The sequence below is a fragment of the Flavobacterium plurextorum genome, from assembly GCF_002217395.1.
Classification (GTDB): domain Bacteria; phylum Bacteroidota; class Bacteroidia; order Flavobacteriales; family Flavobacteriaceae; genus Flavobacterium; species Flavobacterium plurextorum.
This window is the reverse complement of sequence record NZ_MUHD01000035.1, coordinates 54,498-78,060: the sequence shown is the minus strand read 5'-3', so window position 1 is coordinate 78,060 and position 23,563 is coordinate 54,498. Positions and strand designations below refer to the sequence as shown.

Sequence of the window (23,563 nt, the reverse complement as noted above, 5' to 3'; positions counted from 1 at the left end):
AAATGAAAAAATATATCTTCATAGCAGCAGGTGCGTTAATGTTGTTCGCACAATCATCTTGTACAGATGAGCTGACTCAGCTGCCATTATCGCAAGGCACGATCGAAAATTTTTATGCAACACCAGGTGATTTTGTACAAGCAAGAAACGCAACTTATTCCGTTGCTTTCCACGGAGCAACCGTATATGGTTATGCAAACCGATTAATGAATTTAAGCGAAACCAGATCTGATAACTTGATGGCAACTACAACGGCATCAAGAGATTGGGAAGGAATCAATAGTTTTTACACTTCCATCAGTTCAAATACTTATGTGAAAGAAGCATATCTTACCAATTACAATGCGATCTATAAAGCAAATCAGTTATTAGAAAAAATTGCAGAAAAAGGGGATGTAATTTTTACAAATCCAGCCGATAAAACCGCAATGGCTGCTGAAGCACGTTTTCTTAGAGCATTCTGTTATTTTGATTTGTTAAGATGGTTTGGACGTGTGCCATTAATTGACAAAACAATGACTGCCGGCGAAGCTTCAAAAATAAAAAGAACTGCAGTTGCAGATGTTTACAAACTAATTATTTCAGATTTAGAATTGGCAATTCCAGATTTGCTTCCTTCTTACGATAATGCAAATTACGGACGTGTTACAAAATATGGCGCAAAAGCACTTTTAGGACTTGTTTATATGACTCGTTCAAGCCCAACTTACGGAATTGATGGTGCAATGTTAGGTTTAAATGAATGGGATAAAGCCTATCAGCAGTTAAACGATATTAAGTTGAGCGGTTTATATGCTTTTGGTACAGATTACGAACCAATTTTTAAAACCGAAGGAAATGCTAATAAAGAAAACGTATTGACTATTTCTTACACACAAAATATTTCAACTCCTGTTGGTGGAAACTTCATGGTAGAGTTAGGTTACGAACCTTATTTTGCATCTGTAAATCTATCAGCACAAGGAGCTTTAGAAGCAAGACCAATTTCAACTGGTTTCATGAAATTGTTTACAGCCGCTGATAAAAGACAACTTTATGGTATTGCTACAAGTTATACTGTAGCTTCTGGAACTTACAAAGGAAGTTACACTCTGCCAGTTTTCAAAAAATACATTGATCCTGCGAGATACGGGAACGGACGTGAAGATTGGGGAGTTGATTTTATGATCACTCGTTATACTGATGTTTTGATGCTTATGGCAGAATGCACGCTTCACGGCGGCGGCGGTACTCAAGCTGATGTTGATGCAATTGTTAATAGAGTAAGAACCAGAGCTGGTGTGCCTGCAAATGCTGTAAACATTACTTTAGATCAATTATTTGAAGAAAGAAGAAAAGAGTTTTTTGCAGAAGGAACAAGATGGTTTGATTTAATTAGGTCTGGAAAAGCAGTGGCAACTATGAACGCTTGGAGAATTGCTGAAGATACTGAGAATAAAATCAGAACAATCGATAACAATTCATTACTGTATCCAATTCCGTTGCAAGAACTTCTAGCAGTTCCAGGACTTTATGATCAAAATTTAGGTTACGATTAGTAATTAATAAGCTGGACGAAATTTATCTAACACATAGAAACATTCCCGATAGCTATCGGGATTGAAGATTTTAAAAAAGGCGTTTCATTTATTTTAAATACACATAAATAGCTATGTGAAGGAAATGTGTTTCTTTTAGTCTTCTTTATTAAGGATAAAATCTATGTTTCTATGTGCTTAATTTTTTTAACAAATTACACCCAACAGGAATATATTAGTAATTAGTATTTTTTTATATATTTTTTTGTTTTAAGAAAGCTGTCTTTTTTAGACAGCTTTTTTGGGTTTTATGTGTAAAAAACAGGAAAGCACAGGATGCAAAAAAAGAACAGCTAATTTAAATTTAAAGTGTTACTTAGATAAAAAAAACTAACAATGAAAAATCCAAATAAAATTCTTTTACTTTTATTGGTTTTGAGTGCAAAACTCTCACTTTCAGCTCAGGTAAAACTTCCAGCTTTGGTAAGCGATAATATGGTTTTACAGCAAAATGCAAAAGTTAATTTATGGGGTTGGGCTGCTCCAAATGAAAAAATAAACATTCATTTAGGATGGTCAAATCTTCCGGTAAATGTTACTGCCGATGCTGAAGGAAATTGGAAAACAACAGTCGAAACTCCGCAAGGAGGACAAGCGGCATACGATATTACAATCGAAGCCTCTAATAAAATTACGCTGAAAAATATTCTTATTGGTGAAGTTTGGCTTTGTTCCGGTCAGTCAAATATGTTTTTCCCTGTTGGAAGAGAAGAAGGAACTTGGAAAACGGGTGTTAAAAACTATGAAGAAGAAGTAAAAAATGCTGTTTTTCCAAACATTAGACTTTTTACTGTTGCCCTCAATGCATCGACAAAACCACTTGAAGATGTTACAGGAAGCTGGAGAATCTGTTCGCCTGAAAGTATTAAAACATTTTCGGCAGCAGCCTATTTCTTTGGAAGAGATTTGTATCAAAAACTAAACGTGCCAATCGGTTTAATATCTACTTCTTGGGGCGGAACCAAAGCCGAAGCTTGGACCGCGCAGAATGTATTAGAAGAAGATGTTGCTTTTTTACCCATTTTGCAAGAAGATGCAAAAAACGAAAAAGTGTATCAAGAAAAACTGGAAGCATATTATTTGGCACTTACAAACGAACGAATCGCTAGCGCAGCAAATGCTCCAAAATCACAATTAAAAAAGCCTAAAAAAGAACCCAATAAAACTTCGTATGTTTTGTACAACGCTATGCTTCATCCTTTAGTAAACTACACAATAAAAGGAGCAATTTGGTATCAAGGCGAGAGCAATTCAGGAAAAGCCTATTTGTATCGAAGTTTATTTCCAGTCATGGTAAAAAGCTGGAGAGAAGAATGGAAACAAGGAGAATTTCCATTTTATTATGTGCAGATTACACCGCATAAAGGGCAAAATGCAGAAATAAGAGAAGCTCAATTAATGTCCTTAAAAACAATACCTAACAGCGGAATGGTTGTTACGACTGATGTTGGAGATGCACAAAATATTCATCCAATAGACAAACAGACCGTTGGTTATAGATTAGCGCTCATAGCAAGAGCTAAAACGTATGGAGAAAATAAGCTGGTGTATTCAGGACCTATTTTTAATCATATGAAAATCAAGAAACAAAAAGTACAGCTGTTTTTTGATTATGCCGATTCTGGATTAAAGAAAACTGGTGATACCTTGAAAGAATTTGAAATCGCAGGAAATGACCAAGTTTTTTATCCTGCCGAAGCAAAAATTGATGGAAAAACAATAATAGTTACTTCACCTAAAGTAAAAGAACCTGCTGCAGTTCGATTTGCTTGGAAAGCCGTTCCAGAACCTAATTTATTCAACAATGAAAACTTACCCGCTTCTCCTTTTAGAACAGATGAATGGGTTTTAGCTGAAAAAAAATAGAAGAAATAAAATTAAACACATAGAAACATTCCCGATAGCTATTGGGATTAAAAACTTAATAAAGGCGTTTCATTTGCATAAATACACATAGCTGTGTGTAAAAACTAGTTTTTTAAAGGCTCTTTTACAGAAATTAAAAATCTATGTTTCTAGGTGTTTAAGATTAAAACCAAAGATCAAATGATTGATTAGTTTGTAAAATAAAATAGGCTCAATCTGTGTGAGAATATTTAAGACATAAATATAAATCTGAATAAAAGTTAAATGAATCGAAGACAATTTATAATTGGAAATTCTCTCGCCGCCATTGCGTTGTGTCTTCCGTTTTCAGCAGAAGCCAGTGCTTTTTTCGATGATCCAAAACTTTCAGATTTCGAGAAAAGACTTCGACCAGTCGGGCGTGCCTTAGAATTTGAAGATTATTACGTTTGGTGTAATAGTCCAATTGAAGGTCCGGATGGGAAGATTCATGTGTTCTTTTCTCGTTGGAAAAAATCAAAAAGCATGAGCGGCTGGATAAACGGTTCTGAAATTGCACATGCAGTTGCCGATAAACCAGAAGGACCTTATGAATATGTCAGCACTATTTTAGCACCAAGAGGTGAGGGTTTTTGGGATGCTACAACCTGTCATAATCCAAGTATTCATTTTGTAGATGGAAAGTATGCACTTTTTTTCATGGGAAATTCGAACGGAAAAATGGATACAAAGCGAATTGGTTTAGCAACTTCAGATTCACTTTACGGCCCTTGGGAACGATCAGATGAACCGTTATTACAGCCTGGCGAACAAGGTGCTTGGGATGATTTATTAACTACAAATCCTTCCTTCTTAAAACATCCAAACGGCGAATATTGGCTTTATTATAAATCATTAGATACGGAGAATTATGTGCATCCAAAATTCCCTATAAAAGGAAACAGAAAATACGGATTAGCAATTTCTAAATCGTTGACAGGTCCTTATATAAAATACAAAAACAATCCATTAATTGATTTTTCAAAATTAGGAGACAATAAGCAATGTGAAGACGCTTTCGTATGGTATGAAAATAAAAAATTCAAAATGCTGGCGAGAGATATGGGGGTTTTTGGAATGGATTACGGACTTTATATGGACTCCAAAGATGGGATTCATTGGAGCGATCCGCAAATTTCATATCAGCCATTAAGCAAATATGTAAAAGAACCAGAAGCTCCGAAACATTTAAATCGATACGGACGCGCAGAACGCCCGCAATTATTATTTCAAAACGGAAAAGCAACTTATTTATTTACGGCGTCGCAAGGCGGAAACTATGAAACTTCATCAGCGTTTATTTTTAAAATCGTTTAGATGAAATTTTAAATCAAACAGTTTAATAGAGAAAAAATGGAAAATCAAATTGTTAGAAATGCCTTTACAATGAAATTGAAAAAAGGTTTTGAAACCGAATATAAAATAAGACATGATGCTATTTGGACGGAGTTAATAACCTTATTGTCTGAAAATGGCATTCAGGATTATTCTATTTTTTTAGATGAAGAAAGCGGAGTACTTTTTGGTGTTCAAAAATTAAGTTTAGATTTTGATCGCTCACAGCTTTCAAGCCATCCTCTTATGAAAAAATGGTGGAATTACATGGCTGATATTATGGAAACAAATCCAGATAATTCACCAAAAACAAACGCACTAAAAGAGGTTTTTCATTTAGATTAAATGAGTAAATTGTTTTAAATTAAAAAGTTATAATAAGAATGAAAAATACAATAAAACTTTACGCACCAATTGCATTATCGATCTTGGTTTTTGCAAACTGCAATGCGCAGAAAAAAACAGCTGAAAATGCAATTGTTTTAAAAAATACTTTCAATTTAGAACTGACTCAAAAAGCCATTTCTATCAAAAGAAACCAACTTTCTGTAAATAAAGAATCTGGAACGTATCCTATTTTAATTTACAAAAAAGATACAATTCCGGCGCAGGTAAATGATTTAGATGGTGACGGAAAATGGGACGAATTGTTTTTGGTGACTGATTTTGCAGCAAACCAAGAAAAGAAAGCTGTTTTAAGCTGGTCAAATAAAGATCCAAAGTTCACGATTAGAACAAGTGCCAGATTTGGAAAAAGAGAAGGTAAAAATCTGCCCGTTCATCCAGATACGCAAGAAGTTTTATTAGCTAATCAAGTGCATAAAAAACTTGGTTACCAAAAATACCAAACTGATGGTCCAACTTGGGAAAATGATAAAGTAGGTTTTAGACATTATTTAGATGGAAGAAACTGCAAAGATGTTTTCGGAAAAAAAACGCCGGGAATTACACCAGAAGATGTTGGAATAAACAGCAAAGGTGCAGTTGAAGACAATTACCACGTAATGCACGATTGGGGAAGAGATATTTTTCCTGTTGGAAGCTCAGCAGGATTAGGTGGTTTTGCTCTCTTGACCAATGACAATAAAATAAACAGACTTGGAATTTTAGCCAATGATACTATAAATAATATCGAAAAAACAACATTTAAAATTGTAAGTGAAGGACCTGTAAATTCAGTTTTAAACTATAAATACCAAAATTGGGAAGCGTCGGGAAATAAATATCAAGCAGAAGAAACAGCTTCGATCTGGCCTGGAATGTACGGTTATAAAAATACAGTTTCGGTAAATGGTTTAAAAGGAAACGACACATTGTTGATTACACTTTCTAATTTGAACAATCAAAACCCTTTACAAGTAATCGAGGCAGGAGATTTTGTTTGTTTTATTCAGCATGATAAACTAACCTACGAACGTCAATGGATTTTAGGAACCGCTGTAATAGTTCCTAAAAATGTTTACAAAGGATATATAGAAGCGCCAAAAACAGGACAGCTAACAGATTCATATCTTATAAAAGTTTCTGTAAAAAATAATCAAGAAGTAAGTTATTACCCAATCGCCGGGTGGGAACTCAGCGCCGACAAAAACTTTAAAGATTCAGCATATTTTACCAATTACGTGACAACTTTGGCAAAGCAGTTATCGGCTAAAATTAAAGTTGAGGTAAAATAACAGTCATACATAACTACAAAACTAACAACTAACCAAATGAAAACTATTTTAAGAATCCTTTTTTGCGTTATTGGCTTTTCTCAAGTCACATTCTCGCAGAATTATACTAATGACACATTCCCAGATGGAAGTCCAATTTCAAATTGGTTTAAAGATTATTCTAAAATTCAATTAAAGAGTTTAGGCAAACAATACCTTATTACAGATTTTAATGTTGGGAAAGACAGCACTAAAATTCAGACCGCTGCAATACAAAAAGTTATTGATAAAGCTGCGGCAAATGGAGGAGGAGTAATTGTTATTCCAAAAGGAGTTTATTTAAGCGGTGCTTTATTTTTTAAACCAAAAACAGCATTATACGTTTCAGAAGGAGGAGTTTTAAAAGGCTCAGATAATATTGCTGATTATCCAATAATGCCATCACGAATGGAAGGGCAGAACCTAGATTACTTCCCTGCTTTAGTAAATGCTTACGGTGTTGACAATTTCTCGATTTCAGGAAAAGGAACCATTAACGGAAATGGTAAAAAATACTGGGAAGCCTTTTGGGAAAGACGAAAAATTAATTCAAAGTGCACCAATCTAGAAGTTTCGAGACCAAGACTTGTTTTTGTATGGAACTCAAACAATGTACAACTTCAGGATGTAAAATTGATTAACTCTGGTTTTTGGACGAATCATTTTTATAAATGCAATGATGTAAAACTGCTGGATTTGTATATTTTTTCACCTCATATCGAAATTAAAGCACCAAGCACAGACGCCATCGATATTGACATTTGCAGTAATGTGTTAATACGAGGTTGTTATATGTCAGTAAACGATGATGCAATTGCTTTAAAAGGCGGAAAAGGTCCTTATGCAGATCAAGATAAAAACAACGGTCCAAATTCTAATATAATTATTGAAAACACCAATTTCGGATTTTGTCATTCCGCATTAACAAACGGAAGTGAATCTATTCATAACAGAAATGTCATTATGAGAAATTGTAAAATAGATGGAGCTTCACGAATGTTATGGCTAAAAATGAGACCAGATACACCGCAGCGATATGAATACATAAGAGTGGAAGATATAAAAGGAGAAGCCAAAACTGGATTGGCGATATTTGCTTGGAAACAATTTTTTGATTTAAAAGGCCGTCCAGACGTTCCATTGTCTTATGGAGACAATGTAACCTTGAAAAATATTGATTTAAAATGTGAAACCTTTTATGGTGTAGAAAACGATCCAAACGTACGTTTATCTAATTTTGCATTCGAGAATTTGAACATTCAAGCGGCCAAAACAAGTATTGATAAAAGCCTAATAAAAGGTGTGAGTTTTAAGAATGTCTATGTAAATAAGCAGTTAATAGAGTAATTTTTACGCATATCCTCAATAAACAATCACCAGTTTTTAACTAAAACAGAACTAATTTTAGCTTTTTTTTAAAGTTTGTATGTTTTTTTAAACTAGCATCTCGAAGCACTTGTAAGAGCATTGTCTTTTTTATTTGTTAGTAAATACCTGATTAATAGTTTGTTGTAATGAGTAAGTTTTGATAGAAATAAAATGTGATTTTAACGCTAATTTAAAGCACAAAAAACAATGATAATTTTAACAGCAAATTTATTGTAACTATCAATCAAACCTCTATTTTTGCGCCTTAATTTAATAAGTACAAGCATGAAAGATCTATTAGTAAAAATCAACGCCGAAATTGACGCATTCAAAGCAGAAGCTGAATCTTTAACTGAAAAAGGTATCAAAGCTGCAGGACCAAGAGCACGTAAAGCTACTTTAGAAATCGAAAAACTTTTGAAAGAGTTCAGAAAAGTTTCTATCGAAGAATCAAAAAAATAATACAACTAAAACCTCGTCAACCTGACGAGGTTTTTTTTTGTTTCAAGTTTCAGGTTTCAGGTTTCAAGTTTCAAGTTTCAGGTTGGCTTCGACTCCGCTCAGCTTGACAAATGAAAAAAAGCTGTCAGCCTGAGCGAAGTCGAAGGCTTGCTCACAACTCACAACTCACAACTCACAACTCACAACTCACAACTCACAACTCACAACTCATAGCTCATAGCTCTTTCCCCATAACCTTCCTAATACATTCTGCTGCGGTCAATGCATTTAAGTCAGCGCCTTCTGCACCCGTATGTGTGTGGTCTTTTGGGAAAAAGCTCTTTACTTTTTCTTTTCCTAGAGCCTCATATTTTTTAGCAAGCGCTTCGCTTAAGTCTATATAAAGAACATTTTCTTTCTCCGCAATTTCTTTCGACCACTTTATATACGTATCTACTCTGCGTTCTACTTTATCGTTTGGCCATTCATTTCTTGGCGTTAAGCTTAAAACAATTGGAATCGCGCCTTTTTCTTTAGCTTCTCTAATAAACTTTGTCATATACCAGCCAAAAGTATGTACAAGCTCTTTTGATCCATCAGGACGAATTACTTCCTGTGTTTCATCGCCGATTCCTTTTAACGAACCTCTGAATTTTTCCTTATCAACCGCACCGGCATCATTATGACCAAACTGAATTAAAAGAAAATTACCCGGTTGTAACTGATTTTTTACTTCATCCCAAAGACCTTCAGAAACAAAAGTTCTACTACTTCTGCCGCCTTTTGCTTTATTGATAACCGCAATGCGAGTAGTATCACAATATTTTGGAAAAGCAACGCCCCAGCCAACAGCATCTGGATTTCCATTATCAGCCATAGTAGAATCCCCTATTAAAAAGACTTTGTTTTTTACAGGCAGAACAATTTTCGGGTTTTCAAGAACATAAATTTTTAAGGAGTTTTTACTGTGCTTTACTTCATCAATTATTGTTGAAGCAGATAAAATAGCCCCTTTTGCAGAGGTGTGTGTATGATCTCTTTTATAAAAATAAGTTCCCGTTACTTTTTGTTCCCCTAATTTTTCCATTTCAAGAGCCATTTTTTCATTCAAATTAATGAATGTAACTTTTTCCTTTTCCGCAATTTGTTTTGCCCATAAACCATATGAATTATCGTTTCGAGGTACTTTTCCATCTTTCCAGTCATTCCTCGGAATTGGTGAACAAACAATCGGAATAGCGCCTTTTGATTTAGCCTCACGAATTACTTTCTGAATATACCAGCCATAACTGTGTACCGTTTCTTGCTTCTTAGTCAGTATATTATCAATTTCCTGAGTTTCATTTCCAATACCTTTGATCGTTCCTCGAGCACGCAGACTGTCATTTAAAGGGCCGTCATCATTATGTCCAAATTGAATTAGTACATAATCGCCTTTTTTAAGTTTGTTTAAAACCACATTCCACAAACCTTTATCTTGAAAAGTACGACTGCTTGTTCCGCCTAGAGCATGATTTTCGATTTTAATTTTAGTAGTATCCAAAAACTGTCCAATAAAATCTCCCCAGCCCCAAAGTCCGCCTGCGCCATTGCCTTTTCCGTTTTTTACAGTAGAATCTCCCACCGTAAAAAGAGTAGGTTTATGGTCTTGTTTCGGTGTAAAATTGATGAATAATACAGCCAAAGAGAAAATGAAAAATATCTTAAGTGATTTCATGTTTTTTCAATTATAAGTTATGAGTTGTAAGTAGTAAATTAGCCTTCGACTTCGCTCAGGATGACAGCTGTTTTTATTTGTCAGGATGAGCGAAGTCGAAGCCTTTAGGAAAAATCTAAAATCTAAAATCAAACCACAAATCCATCTTTATCCCATCGTCGCCTTTTTTAATTCGGATGTTTGTCGGCTGGCTTTGCGGTCCTTGTTGTTCCAAAGGTTTAAAATCTCTCATTGCCGGAATTTCATACATAAACGAAATATCACCTTCGGGAAAATCGGGCTGCGGGTAACTTCCTGAAAAACTATTTTTAGGCAGATCTGGTGTAAATAATCTCAAAAACAAATTATCAGATTCGCTGAAAACTTTAAACGATGAGGTTCCTGCTTTTAAATTGGCACCCAATACATTAGCATGATATCCTTTGAATTCTGGATAAATCAGGTTTTCAAAGCTTTCTCCGGTAATCGTATTGTTGTATTCTTTCTCCCAAAAACCGTATGTTGTGCCTTTGATTCTGTTTTTCCAAACTCTATACGGACCTCTTCCAAACCATTTAATTCCAGTAACTTCTTTTTCAGGAAAACTAAATGTAATACCAAAAGCACTGATTTTATCTTCAAAAAAAGCACCATCAAAACCTTCTCCGCCAGAAGTATTTTTTAAAGCCAGTAATTCCATTTTCAATCTTCCATCAGCTTCCATAATCCATTTTATAGAAGATAATCCACCTGAATAATTTACAATGCAGACTGCTTTTTCACCTTCTTGCGAAATCTGAATATCTTTTAATTTTGCTTTCATTCCAATTGGGCGCGGACCATTTGTAAGCGGAATCACAGCAGTTTTATTGCTGATTTTTTGAAGTTCTCCCGTTGCTGCATTTATAATTACCGTAACATCGTTTCCTTTTAAAATAATTTCAGAATTGCTTTTAGTAACTGAAGCTTTTGCTTTTGTATTTTGAATCGCTAAAAATTTTGAAGCATAAAATGCAGCTTTGTGAATTGTCCATGTCCAAGTATAAATTTCCTTTTCAAATTGGTCAAAAGCCGTGATTGATAAAATATCACCTTCATAGAAATTTTGCGGTACATCAAATTTTATCTTTCGTGTTTCTCCTGGTTCAATACTTGGAATTTCAATTTTCCCTGAACTTATTTCTTGAGCTGTTTTATTCGTATATAGAACATCATTTTCTGACTTTAGAACTTTAAATTCCATTTTACAAGAATTCAAATTGCTGAATAGATAATCATTCGTTATTAAAAAAGTACCATCAAAAGCATCCGTAATTTGTTTGGACTGAAATTGAATCGGCGCCCAAATTTCTTTAACCGAAAAATAACTCCCTTCCTTTTCACGATGAGGTCCTAGAATTCCATCAGCTGCCAAAGAACCTTTTGAATCAAACTTTTGTTCGCCTTTCCAGTCCGAGCGTTTTACCGCTTCATCAAGCATTGCCCACATAAAACCTCCAGCAAAAAGCGGACTTTCTTTATACCGATTCCAAAAATCTTCTAATGCAGCTCCGTGACCGTTATCGTAAGTTCCGTGCATAAATTCAGTTGGGAAAAATACATTTTCACCCGAATTAAAGCGATGCATTCCTGTTAGATAAGTTGGGTAATGGTGTGTGTCCCAACCATTAAAATCGGCCCACGGATGAATGACAATTCTTTTTTGCGGATCATTTTCGGCAAATACTTTATCAACATCGTAATTCCAGCCGCCCTCATTTCCGTTATCCCAAATTATAACTGATGGATGGTTTACATCGCGCGTCACCATTTCTTTAACCAATTTAGTTCCCGTTTCAGTATTATACGAATTTTGCCATCCTGCCAATTCATTTAAAACAAAAAGACCAAGCGAATCACAGACTTGCAGAAAATGATCGTCAGGCGGATAATGACCGCGAACGGCATTCATATTCATATCTTTAATTAGTTTAACATCTAGTTCACTGATACGTTTACTTGTACTGCGTCCGCCTTCCGGCCAAAAAGAATGACGATTAATACCTTTCATGATAATTTTGGTGCCGTTTACATAAATGCCGTCTTTCTTTTTAAATTCTAAAGTTCTAAAGCCAATCTTTTTCTCGTATTCATGAAGTACAGTTCCGTTCTGTTTTACAGCCAGTTTTAGATTGTATAAATTAGGAGCTTCAGGATTCCATGGTTTAATATTTTCCCATTTTGCCGTGATAGTTTCTTTTGTGGTTTTCGCTTTAAGCGGAAAAGTAAAAGCAGAGAAATTTTCTCCATTTTTACCAGAAAGAGAAACTTCTAAAAGCGTGTTTTTTGGAATATCTTGCAGGTTTAAATCAACAGTAATCGAACCGTCCATTTTCGGATTTACAGCAATATTCTGAATATGGGTTTTGGGAGAAACTTCCAGCCAGACTGGACGATTAATGCCGCCAAAAAGCCACCAGTCCGCTCTTCGTTCAGCATTGTTCACAGATTTATTAGCAGAATGTTTCCAAACATGAACCTCCAACAAATTTTTAGAACCAAACTTTAATAAAGAAGAAATATCATATTTAAACTCATAAAAACCACCCTGATGTATTGCACCCGCAATTTTTCCGTTAATTTTTACTTCAGTATCCGTCATTGCACCGCCAAAAGCGATTAGAACATTTTTATTTTTATAATCTAATGGTATTTCAAATTCATATTTATAAAAACCTTCTTCCTTGCTTGGTTCTTTTTGGTTCAATTCCTTGTACCAGCGTCCATATGTATACTCGCCAAAACCTTCCAGTTCCCATTGAGAAGGCACATTTATTTTAGACCATATTTTACTGTTGTTCCCATCAGTACAATAAAAATCCCATTGCACAGGATGCTCAAAATCTTTGCCCGAAAGGTAAATTAAATCTGTTTTTTGTGCTTTAGAATTTTGACTAATAAAGAGGTGAAGCGAGATAAAAAATAGAATTTTGATAGTAGGATTTGAAAACATAGTATTTTGTCGAACTTTAAAATTAAGTATGGTGTAATCCGTTTAGAATGTCATTTTACAAATTCTATTTCTTTTCACTTAATCAATAAATAGAAATTGTAATTTCAAATCTACTTGTTCCTTTTTTATATTGTATCCTGTACTATGATGTTAAAAAATATTAGATAATTCTAAAAATTAATATATTTTTTAAATTTATAAAATCAGGTAGGTGCAGGATAGTATCCCGCTAAAAAACAAAGAAATTGCATCTCAATTATTGAATTAATAAAATAAACGAGTATAAATTTTATTATTCAAATTTTAATAATTATCAATTATTTGAATTTTATGGGAATTAAAAAACGAACTATTTGCACTTTAGCGGGCTTATTTCTGACTTCAACTATGATTGTTTTTGGTCAGGAAAAAACACCCATTCGTAAACTACATTACGTACCCGAAGAGAATAGTTTTGTTTTAAAAAACGGAACCCGAAAATTTAATCGTGCACTTTATGGTTCCAACACCGGATTTAGAGTTGAAACTGGAGATTTGCCTGAATTCGCTATGTATATGCCTGGAATGGGCGGTAATTTTAAATTAGGATTAACAAACGGAAAAGAAAGCAAATGGATTACCGAAGCAGCGAAAATTGATACACGTTATGTTTTAGGAACAATGCAATACAAAATCGAAGATCCAATCTTAGAAGGAGGGAAATTGTTTATTGATGTTGTCGCATTAAAAGAAAGTGAAGGTTTTATTGTAAAATTATACAGCGAAAAATGGTCTAAAAAAACTAGTTTAATTTGGGCTTATGGCGGTGCAACTGGAAAAAAGTTCAGTCGTGACGGTGATATTGGCGCAGATCCTGAATCGGTTTTTTATTTACAGCCCAATTACTGCCTCAATAATAAATATACGCTGAAAAAGGAATCTTTCCTTCTGGATTATGGTTCTGAAAGCAACAAACAGAAAACAGGAAATAATAAAAGTGTTACTGGATTTTTTCCCAATTCTGATGTTCGTTTAGCAGATGCTAATGTTCAGAATAATCCCATAGAGCTTTTTAATTCTAAGTCTGAAGCATTGCCGTTAATAAGCGGGAAAGTAAGTTCTATTTCAGAAAAAGGAACCTATTGGCTTTTTGTTCCCGAAGTTTCAAAAGTAAATTATACACAGAAAACCATTGCCGAACTCTATGAAAAATCGGTTACAGCAACACATCTTTTAGCCAATCGAATTAAAGTGAAAACGCCTGATGATTATATTAATACATTAGGTTCAGCGCTTGCTATTGCTTCTGACGGAATTTGGGAAAGTCCAGCTTATCTTCATGGTGCAATTGCCTGGAGAATGTATTTAAATGCTTGGCGCGGAGCTTATACAGCAGATCCTTTAGGATGGCACGATAGAGCAAAAACGCATTTTACAAGTTACAGTAATTCGCAGGTAACATCGCCTGAAAGCGGTCCGGTTGTGTTTGATGAAGAAAAAAATCTAGCGCGTCAGAAAGAAGAAATAGGAACCTCAATGTTCAGCAGCGGTTACATCAGCCGAAGTCCGAATAAAAATAACGTCGCGCATCATTATGATATGAATCTGGTTTTTTTCGATCAGATGTTTCGTCATTTTAAATGGACAGGAGATTTGACTTTCTTAAAAGAAATGTGGCCGACAATTGAACGCCATTTAAAATGGGAAAAACGAAATTTTGATCCAGACAATGACGGACTTTATGATGCTTATGCTTCAATTTGGGCAAGCGATGCTTTGCAATACAGCGGCGGCGGCGTAATTCATTCTTCGGCTTATAATTATTATGCGAATAAAATGGCAGCAGAACTGGCTAAAAAATTAAATATAGATGCCGTTCCTTTTGAAAAAGAAGCTGATAAAATTTTAAAAGCCGTAAACAATCAGCTTTGGATTCCGAAAAAAGGAATTTTTGCCGAATATAAAGATGCTTTAGGGAATAGAATATTGCACGATTCACCCGGAGTTTGGAGCATTTACCATACAATTGATTCAGAATTATCAAACCCTTTTGAGAGTTATCAAATGCTGGATTACGTCAATAATCAAATTCCGCATATTCCAATTGCAGCAGACGGATTGGATAAAAAAGATTTGTATGTTATAAGCACTACAAACTGGCAGCCTTATACATGGTCAACTAATAATGTTGCTTTGGCAGAACAATTGCATACTTCGCTGGCATTTTGGCAAGGCGGACAATCTGAACAAGCATACACAATGTGGGAAAGTGCTTTGATTGAGAGTATGTATTTAGGCGCTTCTCCAGGCGGTTTTGAACAACTTATGTATCAAGATGCTATGCGAGGCGAATTATACCGTGATTTTGCTGATCCAATTGGAATGGCTTCTCGAACGTTAGTCGAAGGACTTTTCGGGATTCAGCCGGATGCTGTATATGAAGTTTTAACCATAAAACCTGGTTTTCCTGAAAAGTGGGAAAACGCATCTTTAGAAATTCCTGATATTTCGATTGATTTTAGTCGAAAAGATAAGAAAGACAACTATCATATCGAAAACCATTTTGCTGCAAAAATGGGCTTGAAATTACTATTAAATGCTCCTTTTGACGGAGTTGAAAGTATTAGTGTGAATGGAAAAAATGTCTCTTGGAAAGGTATTTCGGAGAGCATCGGAACTCCAAAAATCAGCATTGAAGCTCCTTATAATAAAGTTTATGATGTAGTCATCAATTGGAAAGGCGGAACTTTTAGAAAAATGTATACTAAGCCTTCATACAATTCTGGTGATGCTTTAAATATTATCATTGCAAAAGGAGAAATGGTTTCAATTTATGATCCTCAAGGTGTTTTAAGTCAAATTGATAAAAAAGAAAGAACACTTCAATCAATTGTAAAAGGCGAAGGAAATAAAACATTCTTTATTCAGATGAAACAGGGTGAATTATCATGGTGGTATCCTGTTGAGTTAAACATAAAACCTAAAGAATCAAATAAGAAAGACTTTAACTGGGATATTCCGCTGGACAAATCACAGCGAACAGAAACGATATCATTATCCTCTTTTTTTAATGCAAAAATCACTGATATATTCAATTACGAATATTTGTCGCCAAGACCTAAAACGGTAACCTTACAATTGCCAAAACAAGGAATTGGAAATTGGTGTTATCCAAACGTTTCAGTTCAAATTGATGATAAAGGTTTACGTGAAAAAGCAAAGCAGACAGGAAAAATTACAACTCCAAACGGAGTTCCTTTTCAAACACCTTCTGATGAAAATCAGAAAAATATAATCTTTACTTCGATGTGGGATAATTTCCCAGAAAGTATCAATATTCCGTTAAGCGGAAAAGCTTCGCACGCTTATTTTATGCTTGCAGGAACTACAAATCCAATGCAAAGTAGAATCGTAAACGGAGAAATTAAAATAGAGTATACTGACGGAACTTCGGAAGTTTTACCATTAAAAAACCCTGAAAACTGGTGGCCAATCGAGCAAGATTATTTTATTGACGGACTTGCCTTTACAACCGATGCTCCGAGACCGCTAAGAGTTTATTTTAAAACAGGAGAAATTTCTAGAGATTTTAAGGATTTTAAAACCATAAAAGGATTTAGCAGTTATGGAGTTGACGGTGGTGCAGGAACGATTTTAGAATTGCCTTTGGACAAAAATAAAACTTTAAAAAACCTAACTCTGAAAACTATTGCAAACGATGTTGTGATTGGTTTGATGAGTGTGACATTAATTAGATAATTAGTCAATTACATAATGAGATAATTGTAAAAATGGGCTTCGACTAAGCTCAACCTGACAAACGGTGGGCTGTTAAGTTGGGCGAATTTGAAGCAAGCTTAAACCCCTAAACTTCAAAAAAAACTATCAAAAAAAATAGCCATATGAAAGTTACAAAACATAATTGATTTAACATCCTTTTGTCATTTCGAGGAACGAGAAATCACACTCGAAATTCCTCAATCAAAATCGACAATCTATTTAGAACAGCAAACGAAGATCTAGTCGAGATGACAATATTGAGCAGGCTTACTGAAAACTAATCTGATACCATTAAAAATATTTAACCAAATGAAAAAATATCAAGTAATTATTGCATTCCTATTTTCGATATCAATTTTCGGACAGCAGAAAATCGATCGAAAGGCATTAGTAACAAGGCACAATGTCAAAATTTCGGCTATTGATACTTTGGCGTCTTTAACGGTTGGTAACGGTGCTTTTGCTTTTACGGTTGATGCAACTGGACTGCAGACTTTTCCGAAAGAATATCAAAACGGAATTCCGCTTGGAACACAATCGGAGTGGGGTTGGGATAGTTATAAAAACACCAATAATTATAAGTTTTCAGAGACTTTAAGAGATTATAAACAATACGGAAGAGACATTTCGTATACGGTTCAGATTAAAGAACCAAAACGAAAAGTTGAAGCAGTAAACTGGTTCAGACAGAATCCGCATTTATTGCAGCTGGGAAATTTAGGTTTTGAAATTACGAAGAAAGATGGAAGTTTGGCAAAGCCATCTGACGTAAAAGCCATTTCGCAAAAACTAAATGTATGGACAGGAGAAATCGAAAGTTATTTTGAAATTGAAGGAACTCCAGTAACTGTTTTAACAGCTTCACATCAGGAAAAAGATGAAATTGGCGTAAAAGTAAAATCCGATTTATTACAGCAAAAACGTTTAAAGATAAGTTTACGAATTCCATTTCCAACAGGAGATTGGGCAGATATGGGAACAAAATGGGAAGGAAAACAAGATTATAAAAGCACACTTACAGCAAAGTCAAAAACAGAAGCCGTTGTTACTCATGTAATGGATAGTATTTCGTATAATGTAAATTTAAATTGGAAAGGAAACGCTCAGATAAAACAAACTTCAGATCATTATTTTGTTGTTGAAGCTTCGAATACTAATACATTAGAATTGAGTTGTCTTTTTGCTTTAGCAGAAAAAAAAGCGATTAAAAATTCCACTTTCACAGACATACAAAACAGCAGTATAAAAGGGTGGGAGAAATTCTGGAACAGCGGTGCTGCCGTTGATTTTTCTGGCAGTACAGATCCTCGTGCCAATGAACTGGAGCGCAGAATTATTTTGTCACAATATCTTACGAAACTTCAATGTACAGGAAAAGTACCACCTCAGGAAACGGGTTTAACGTATAACAGCTGGTACGGAAAACCGCATTTAGAAATGCATTGGTGGCATGGTGTTCATTTTGCACTTTGGAACAGACCAGAATTGTTAGAAAAGAGTCTTCCTTGGTATCAAAAGGTTTTTGATAAAGCAAAAAACATTGCCAAAAGACAAGGTTTTGAAGGAGCAAGATGGCAGAAAATGGTTGATGCAGACGGAAATGAAAGTCCATCGTCTGTAGGATCATTTTTAATTTGGCAGCAGCCGCATTTTATTACTTATGCGGAATTGATTTACAGAGCAAAACCAACAACTTCAACTTTAAATTTATACAGCGAACGCGTTTTTGCAACGGCCGATTTTATGGCTTCGTTTGCTAATTACGATTCTAAAACCGATCGTTATGTTTTAGGTCCGGGCGTGATTCCGGCTCAAGAACGTTTTAAAGCAATGGAAACTTTTAATCCAACGTATGAATTGGCATATTGGAACTGGGCCTTGAAAACAGCAATTGAATGGAAGAAAAAGCTAAACCAAAAAGTCCCTGAAAAGTGGGAAACCGTTTTGGCTAAATTGTCAAAACTTCCAGTTGCAGATAATGTGTATTTGGCAACAGAAAGCGCAACAGATTCCTATACCAATCCAGAATTTAAAACCGATCATCCGTCTGTTTTGGGAACTTTTGGAATGCTGCCGGAAACTTCTCTTTTAGATAAGAAAATCATGAAAAACACTTTTGATCTGGTTTGGAAAACTTGGTCGTGGGATAAAACCTGGGGTTGGGATTTCCCGATGACTGCGATGTCGGCAGCACGTTTAAATATGCCCGATAAAGCGGTTGATGCTCTTTTTATGAAAGTAACAACGAATACATATTTAAAAAACGGACATAATTATCAGGCGGAACGATTAACACTTTATCTTCCAGGTAACGGCGGAATCCTAACAGCTGTTGCCATGATGTGTGCAGGCTGGGATGGATCTGAAGGAGAAAATCCGGGTTTCCCAAAAGATGGAACTTGGAAGGTTAAGAGCGAAGGATTTAAGAAGATGTTTTGATTTTTGAGGTTCTAAGTTTCTAAGATTCTAAGGTACTAAGTTTTTATTTTCGAGCTCAGTTTGTCATTTCGATTCCGAAGTCTCGGGAGAGAAATCTCCACAAGTAGCTCCACAACGAAAACCCAATCTTTATAGAGTTTCTTGCGAAGATTTACTTCTTCTGTTCACTATAGCTCTAGTCTCTTTCGTTGAAATGACATAAAGATGGCGTAAAAAATAAAAAAGGAAAGTCCGGTATCGATTATAATTCAAATAACAATTATGAAAAAAATAATCCTTCTAATAGTATTGCTTTTATCGGTTTCTATTTTTTCGCAAAGACAAATGGAAAATCTAGACCGCGGTATTATCGCGATAAAAGATAAGGGACATTTTTTTATCAGCTGGCGGGTTTTAGGAACAGATTCTGATGATCTGGCTTTTAATCTTTATAGAAAAAGCGGTGCTAAAAAAGCCGTTTTATTAAATGAAAAGCCTATTACAGGCGCGACCAATTTTGTTGATACTAAAGCTAATGCTAAAGAAGAAAATACTTGGTTTGTAAAAACCGTTTTAAAAGGAAAAGAATCTGAAGCTTCGGGGAGTTTTACAATTTCGATGAATGCTTCCGATAAACAATATTTATCGATTAAATTAAAAGAAATTGAGGGTTATACTGCAAATGATGTTTCTACAGGTGATTTAAATGGAGATGGAAAATACGATTTGATTGTTCATATGACGGGAAAAGGGCATGATAATTCTCAAACAGGAATTACAGATCCACCAATATTTCAGGCTTATACTTTGGATGGAACATTTTTATGGCAGATTAATCTTGGAAAAAATATCCGCGAAGGCGCACATTATACGCAGTTTATGGTGTATGATTTAGATGGTGACGGTATTGCAGAATTGGTTTGTAAAACTGCAGATGGAATAACAGACAGTCAAGGAAATGTGGTTGGAGATGCTTCAAAAGACTGGGTTGACCGCGATCCTGATTCTAAAACGTATGGCAAGATTTTAAAAGGCCCAGAATATCTTTCGGTTTTTGACGGCAGAACGGGAAGGCTGGTTACAACTGTAGATTATATACCACAACGAGGCGATTTAGCAGGTTGGGGCGGAAGAGGAGGAAGCGGTGGCAATGATACGAAAGGAAACCGAATGGATCGTTTTATTGCCTGTATTGCTTATCTCGACGGAATTCACCCAAGTGTTGTAATGTGCCGTGGTTACTACGGCAGAACGGTTTTGGCTGCTTGGGATTTTAAAAATAAAAAATTGATTTCAAGATGGACTTTTGACAGTAAAGATGCTGAAAACCCATATTCGGGAATGGGAAATCATAATCTTACAGTTGCTGATGTCGATAATGACGGAAAAGATGAAATAATCTACGGATCGATGTGTGTTGATGATAATGGACAAGGTTTGTATACAACGGGTTTTAGACACGGAGATGCGATTCATGTTTCTGATCTAGATTTGGATATTCCGGGTTTAGAGGTTTTCGGAATTCATGAAATTGAAAACGGAACAACAGGTCCGGGCGTCACTTTGTTTTCGGCTAAAGATGGAAAAGTACTGTTTACAGGTTCTCTTAATGAAGATGTAGGCCGAGGAGTTGCAGACAATATTGATCCAACCCGAAAAGGGGCGCAATGCTGGTGGTCAGGTTCTCCATATCTGCATGACATGAAAGGAAATAATATTGGAAAAGCACCAAGCTCAACTAACTTTTTAATCTATTGGGACGGCGATACTTCGAGAGAACTTTTAAATTCAAATTATATCGATAAATATAATTTTGGAAGATTGTTTACTGCCGAAGGAGCTGTTTCAAACAACGGCACAAAATCGACACCTGCACTTTCCGCAGATATTCTTGGTGATTGGCGTGAAGAATTGATCTTGAGATCTGAAGATAATAAAGAACTCAGAATTTATTCAACAACAATTCCAACCAATGTGCGACAATATACTTTAATGCATGATCCGCAGTATCGATTAAGCATCGCTTGGCAGAATGTAGGTTATAATCAGCCGCCGCATACTAGTTTTTATATGGGAGCAGCTATGGAACCAGCTCCAAAGCCCAATATTATACTGGTTAAGTTTCAGGATAATTAAGTGCGACAGTCATCCTAGTATTTTGTAAAATGTTAAAATAACATTTAAATAAAATGATAATCAGCCTTTTAAAATTAAGGTTATCGTAGTAAAAAAGTTAAAAGTTTAATTTCATTGTTGTTTGGTGTAAGAAAAATGATATATATTTGAGAGTAGTAAAGAAGCTCTCACAGAGGCCGTCTTTAGGAAATATTTATGCAGTTGTTTTTTTTAAGTTTTACAAGATCAAGACTAACCCCAAAAGCCTATATTAAAATTGAGACGATTTAAAATTATGGTATCTATAAAAAAGGATTTCGTTCTAGTAATTATTAGTTTATTTTCTTTCAGTGCAGCTTCAGCCAAATTAAAAATACCAATTGGAAAAATTGATAGAATCGAGATTGTCTCAGACTTGCCAAACACCGATGAATACCTTTCAAAAGAAGAATCAAATGTACACTTAGATCTTGGCAGACTTCACCAAGAATATAGTATAGCATGGATACCCGCTTGGATTACTCAAGAACCAAAGCTTGTGTTAGTAAAACCAGATTCTGACCGTTATTATGAGTTGTCAGATGAACAGCTTGAAAAAATAATCAGTACTAATAAATTAAACAAAATCAAGTTGTTGAAACTTGGATTTTATACGCAGTATGGCGGAAAAATAATTCTATTTCTTCTGCTGTGCTTGATTTTTTACGGCTTGTTCGGAAAAGAAAAAAAGAAAGATGTCAAACCACTTAACCTTTAAATAAATTTAATTAAATTATGAATCCACTATTTTTAATTCCCATTGTTTTAGTAATTGCCGGTATCATTTTTATGGTATACATGAATAAAAAACATGCTTCGGTAAAAAAAGAAATTGATTTAGATTTTGAAAGAACAAAGTATGATCTTCATAAAGAAGAGGTTCTAAAACAAGATTTTCCACAACTAAAAGAATGGATGAAAGGAAAAACAATCGATGCCTATACTTCTGCATCTGTGCCGCAGACTAAAGCTGAGAAAGTTCAAGAAGTTGTAACCGATGGTCTAAAAAATGTTGCCCTTTCGGCAGTAGGCGTTAAACTGCAAAGAATAGAAACGGAATGTTTTTGGGTATTGAGCGGTAATGATTTGCACTTTTTTAGTACTGATACTGTTGGAGAGTTAGACGAGCACATTGTTTTTGATAATTTCCGAATTGAAGAAGCAAAACTGAAAGATGGCGGAATCTTAAAATCACAGTTAGGAGTATACTCAAAATCGGCTGAAGAATATTTACCAAAAACACACATCATTACATTTAACATAGACGGTAATCCTTTGTCACTTGAAATTCATGACAGATTGCATTATACACCAGATCCAGCAGATATTTTAAATGTAAATAAACAGTTCTTAACAAGAGCAAAATATCAGGTAGTAGGAGAAAAATTCGTAAAAGTGCTGCAAAGCAAGTTTCCAAATCTGCAATAAAAACAAGTAGACATGGTTTTTCTTTCAAAGATTTTTAATGCGTTTAAAAGTATACGATTAAACGATAAAAATGTGGTCGTTGGTCAGCAATTAGACTATTTATTAATTAGTGCAATGTATGCTGAACAGCAATCGGCCTATCTTAACTCTTACGAAACAGGACTCAGCAAAAGTATTTTAAAAACAATTTTGGAGGATTACTGGAGTATATTTGATAAAGATGGTGCCATCGAAATACTTTTAGATTTACAAGAAAGAAATCAAGACGAATATATAGACGTTGTGTATGATGCTTTTGAGAATAGAGAAGAGTATGTTTCTATTTTAAAATCGAATTTACCTCATGAAGAAGAAATTTTTAAAAGATATTTAGAGATCTACAGAAATCTAAATAATGTTGTTCCTGAGTTAATTGAGCAAAATGTAATTAAGGATTTTGCACAAATAAGAAGAATAAAAGACTCTGCTTGGAACTATGGAAGAGGAGCTTTCTTAGCACGTTGTTGTTATGACGCTGGTTATCTTTCTGAAGTAGAATTGAAAGAATATCTTAGAAAATCATATACAAGTCTAAAGAGTTATTGCGTGACTTGGGAAGAATATACCAAAAGCTACATATTTGGAAGACAGCTTTGGGGAGGTTCAAACAACAGCGGAATGATTCAAATTGCTGACGATTTACTTCATAACAAAAAAAGCCCTATGAGTAATAAAAAGTACTTATAAGGCAGAGATTAATTCGCAGTTTAGCAGAATAAAATTAGATATAAATTAAAAGAATCGCAGCGTATACTTTTGTAAATGCTGCGATTCTTTG

The 23,563-nt window shown here is 34.8% G+C and carries 15 protein-coding genes; 13 read left to right on the top strand and 2 right to left on the bottom strand.

Annotation, left to right across the window (positions count from 1 at the left end; translation table 11 throughout):
* Positions 1–2 precede the first annotated feature (2 nt).
* From B0A81_RS18450 to B0A81_RS18420, 7 genes are all read left to right on the top strand, one after another.
* Complete coding sequence (locus B0A81_RS18450; RefSeq protein WP_089059364.1) at positions 3–1,538, top strand: RagB/SusD family nutrient uptake outer membrane protein; 1,536 nt, start codon at positions 3–5, stop codon at positions 1,536–1,538.
* Positions 1,539–1,913: 375 nt separating this feature from the next.
* Positions 1,914–3,443 carry a sialate O-acetylesterase gene (locus B0A81_RS18445; protein WP_089059363.1) on the top strand — a complete coding sequence of 510 codons (1,530 nt, stop codon included), beginning with the start codon at positions 1,914–1,916 and terminating at the stop codon, positions 3,441–3,443.
* A gap of 264 nt (positions 3,444–3,707) precedes the next feature.
* On the top strand, positions 3,708–4,778 hold the full coding sequence (locus B0A81_RS18440; protein WP_089059362.1) for a glycoside hydrolase family protein: 1,071 nt from the start codon (positions 3,708–3,710) through the stop codon (positions 4,776–4,778).
* Positions 4,779–4,814: 36 nt separating this feature from the next.
* Positions 4,815–5,141: an L-rhamnose mutarotase gene (gene rhaM, locus B0A81_RS18435; RefSeq protein ID WP_089059361.1), complete on the top strand. Its 327-nt coding sequence runs from the start codon at positions 4,815–4,817 to the stop codon at positions 5,139–5,141.
* Between the two features lie 38 nt (positions 5,142–5,179).
* Positions 5,180–6,472 carry a DUF4861 domain-containing protein gene (locus B0A81_RS18430; protein WP_089059360.1) on the top strand — a complete coding sequence of 431 codons (1,293 nt, stop codon included), beginning with the start codon at positions 5,180–5,182 and terminating at the stop codon, positions 6,470–6,472.
* A 36-nt stretch (positions 6,473–6,508) separates the two neighbouring features.
* Positions 6,509–7,837 carry a rhamnogalacturonidase gene (locus B0A81_RS18425; RefSeq protein WP_089059359.1) on the top strand — a complete coding sequence of 443 codons (1,329 nt, stop codon included), beginning with the start codon at positions 6,509–6,511 and terminating at the stop codon, positions 7,835–7,837.
* 306 nt (positions 7,838–8,143) lie between these two features.
* Positions 8,144–8,320, top strand: a complete 177-nt coding sequence (locus tag B0A81_RS18420) for a histone H1 (protein ID WP_029272605.1) — start codon at positions 8,144–8,146, stop codon at positions 8,318–8,320.
* Between the two features lie 214 nt (positions 8,321–8,534).
* Here the strand turns inward: B0A81_RS18420 and B0A81_RS18415 are convergent, their stop codons facing one another.
* Both B0A81_RS18415 and B0A81_RS18410 read right to left on the bottom strand, forming a co-directional pair.
* Complete coding sequence (locus tag B0A81_RS18415; RefSeq protein ID WP_089059358.1) at positions 8,535–10,016, bottom strand: rhamnogalacturonan acetylesterase; 1,482 nt, start codon at positions 10,014–10,016, stop codon at positions 8,535–8,537.
* 115 nt (positions 10,017–10,131) lie between these two features.
* Entirely contained in the window at positions 10,132–12,987 is a 2,856-nt protein-coding gene (locus B0A81_RS18410; protein WP_208861325.1) for a glycoside hydrolase family 2 protein, read from the bottom strand.
* A 330-nt stretch (positions 12,988–13,317) separates the two neighbouring features.
* On the opposite strand from B0A81_RS18410, the gene B0A81_RS18405 reads away from it, so the two are divergent.
* From B0A81_RS18405 to B0A81_RS18380, 6 genes are all read left to right on the top strand, one after another.
* Positions 13,318–16,725, top strand: coding sequence for a DUF4450 domain-containing protein (locus B0A81_RS18405; protein ID WP_089059357.1), 3,408 nt, complete (start codon positions 13,318–13,320; stop codon positions 16,723–16,725).
* Positions 16,726–17,055: 330 nt separating this feature from the next.
* On the top strand, positions 17,056–19,185 hold the full coding sequence (locus B0A81_RS18400) for a hypothetical protein (RefSeq protein ID WP_089059356.1): 2,130 nt from the start codon (positions 17,056–17,058) through the stop codon (positions 19,183–19,185).
* Positions 19,186–19,446: 261 nt separating this feature from the next.
* Positions 19,447–21,300: a rhamnogalacturonan lyase gene (locus tag B0A81_RS18395; RefSeq protein ID WP_089059355.1), complete on the top strand. Its 1,854-nt coding sequence runs from the start codon at positions 19,447–19,449 to the stop codon at positions 21,298–21,300.
* Positions 21,301–21,574: 274 nt separating this feature from the next.
* On the top strand, positions 21,575–22,036 hold the full coding sequence (locus B0A81_RS18390; protein ID WP_089059354.1) for a hypothetical protein: 462 nt from the start codon (positions 21,575–21,577) through the stop codon (positions 22,034–22,036).
* A 17-nt stretch (positions 22,037–22,053) separates the two neighbouring features.
* On the top strand, positions 22,054–22,746 hold the full coding sequence (locus B0A81_RS18385) for a hypothetical protein (RefSeq protein WP_089059353.1): 693 nt from the start codon (positions 22,054–22,056) through the stop codon (positions 22,744–22,746).
* Between the two features lie 12 nt (positions 22,747–22,758).
* Positions 22,759–23,472: a DUF1266 domain-containing protein gene (locus B0A81_RS18380; RefSeq protein WP_089059352.1), complete on the top strand. Its 714-nt coding sequence runs from the start codon at positions 22,759–22,761 to the stop codon at positions 23,470–23,472.
* The last annotated feature ends 91 nt before the right edge of the window (positions 23,473–23,563 follow it).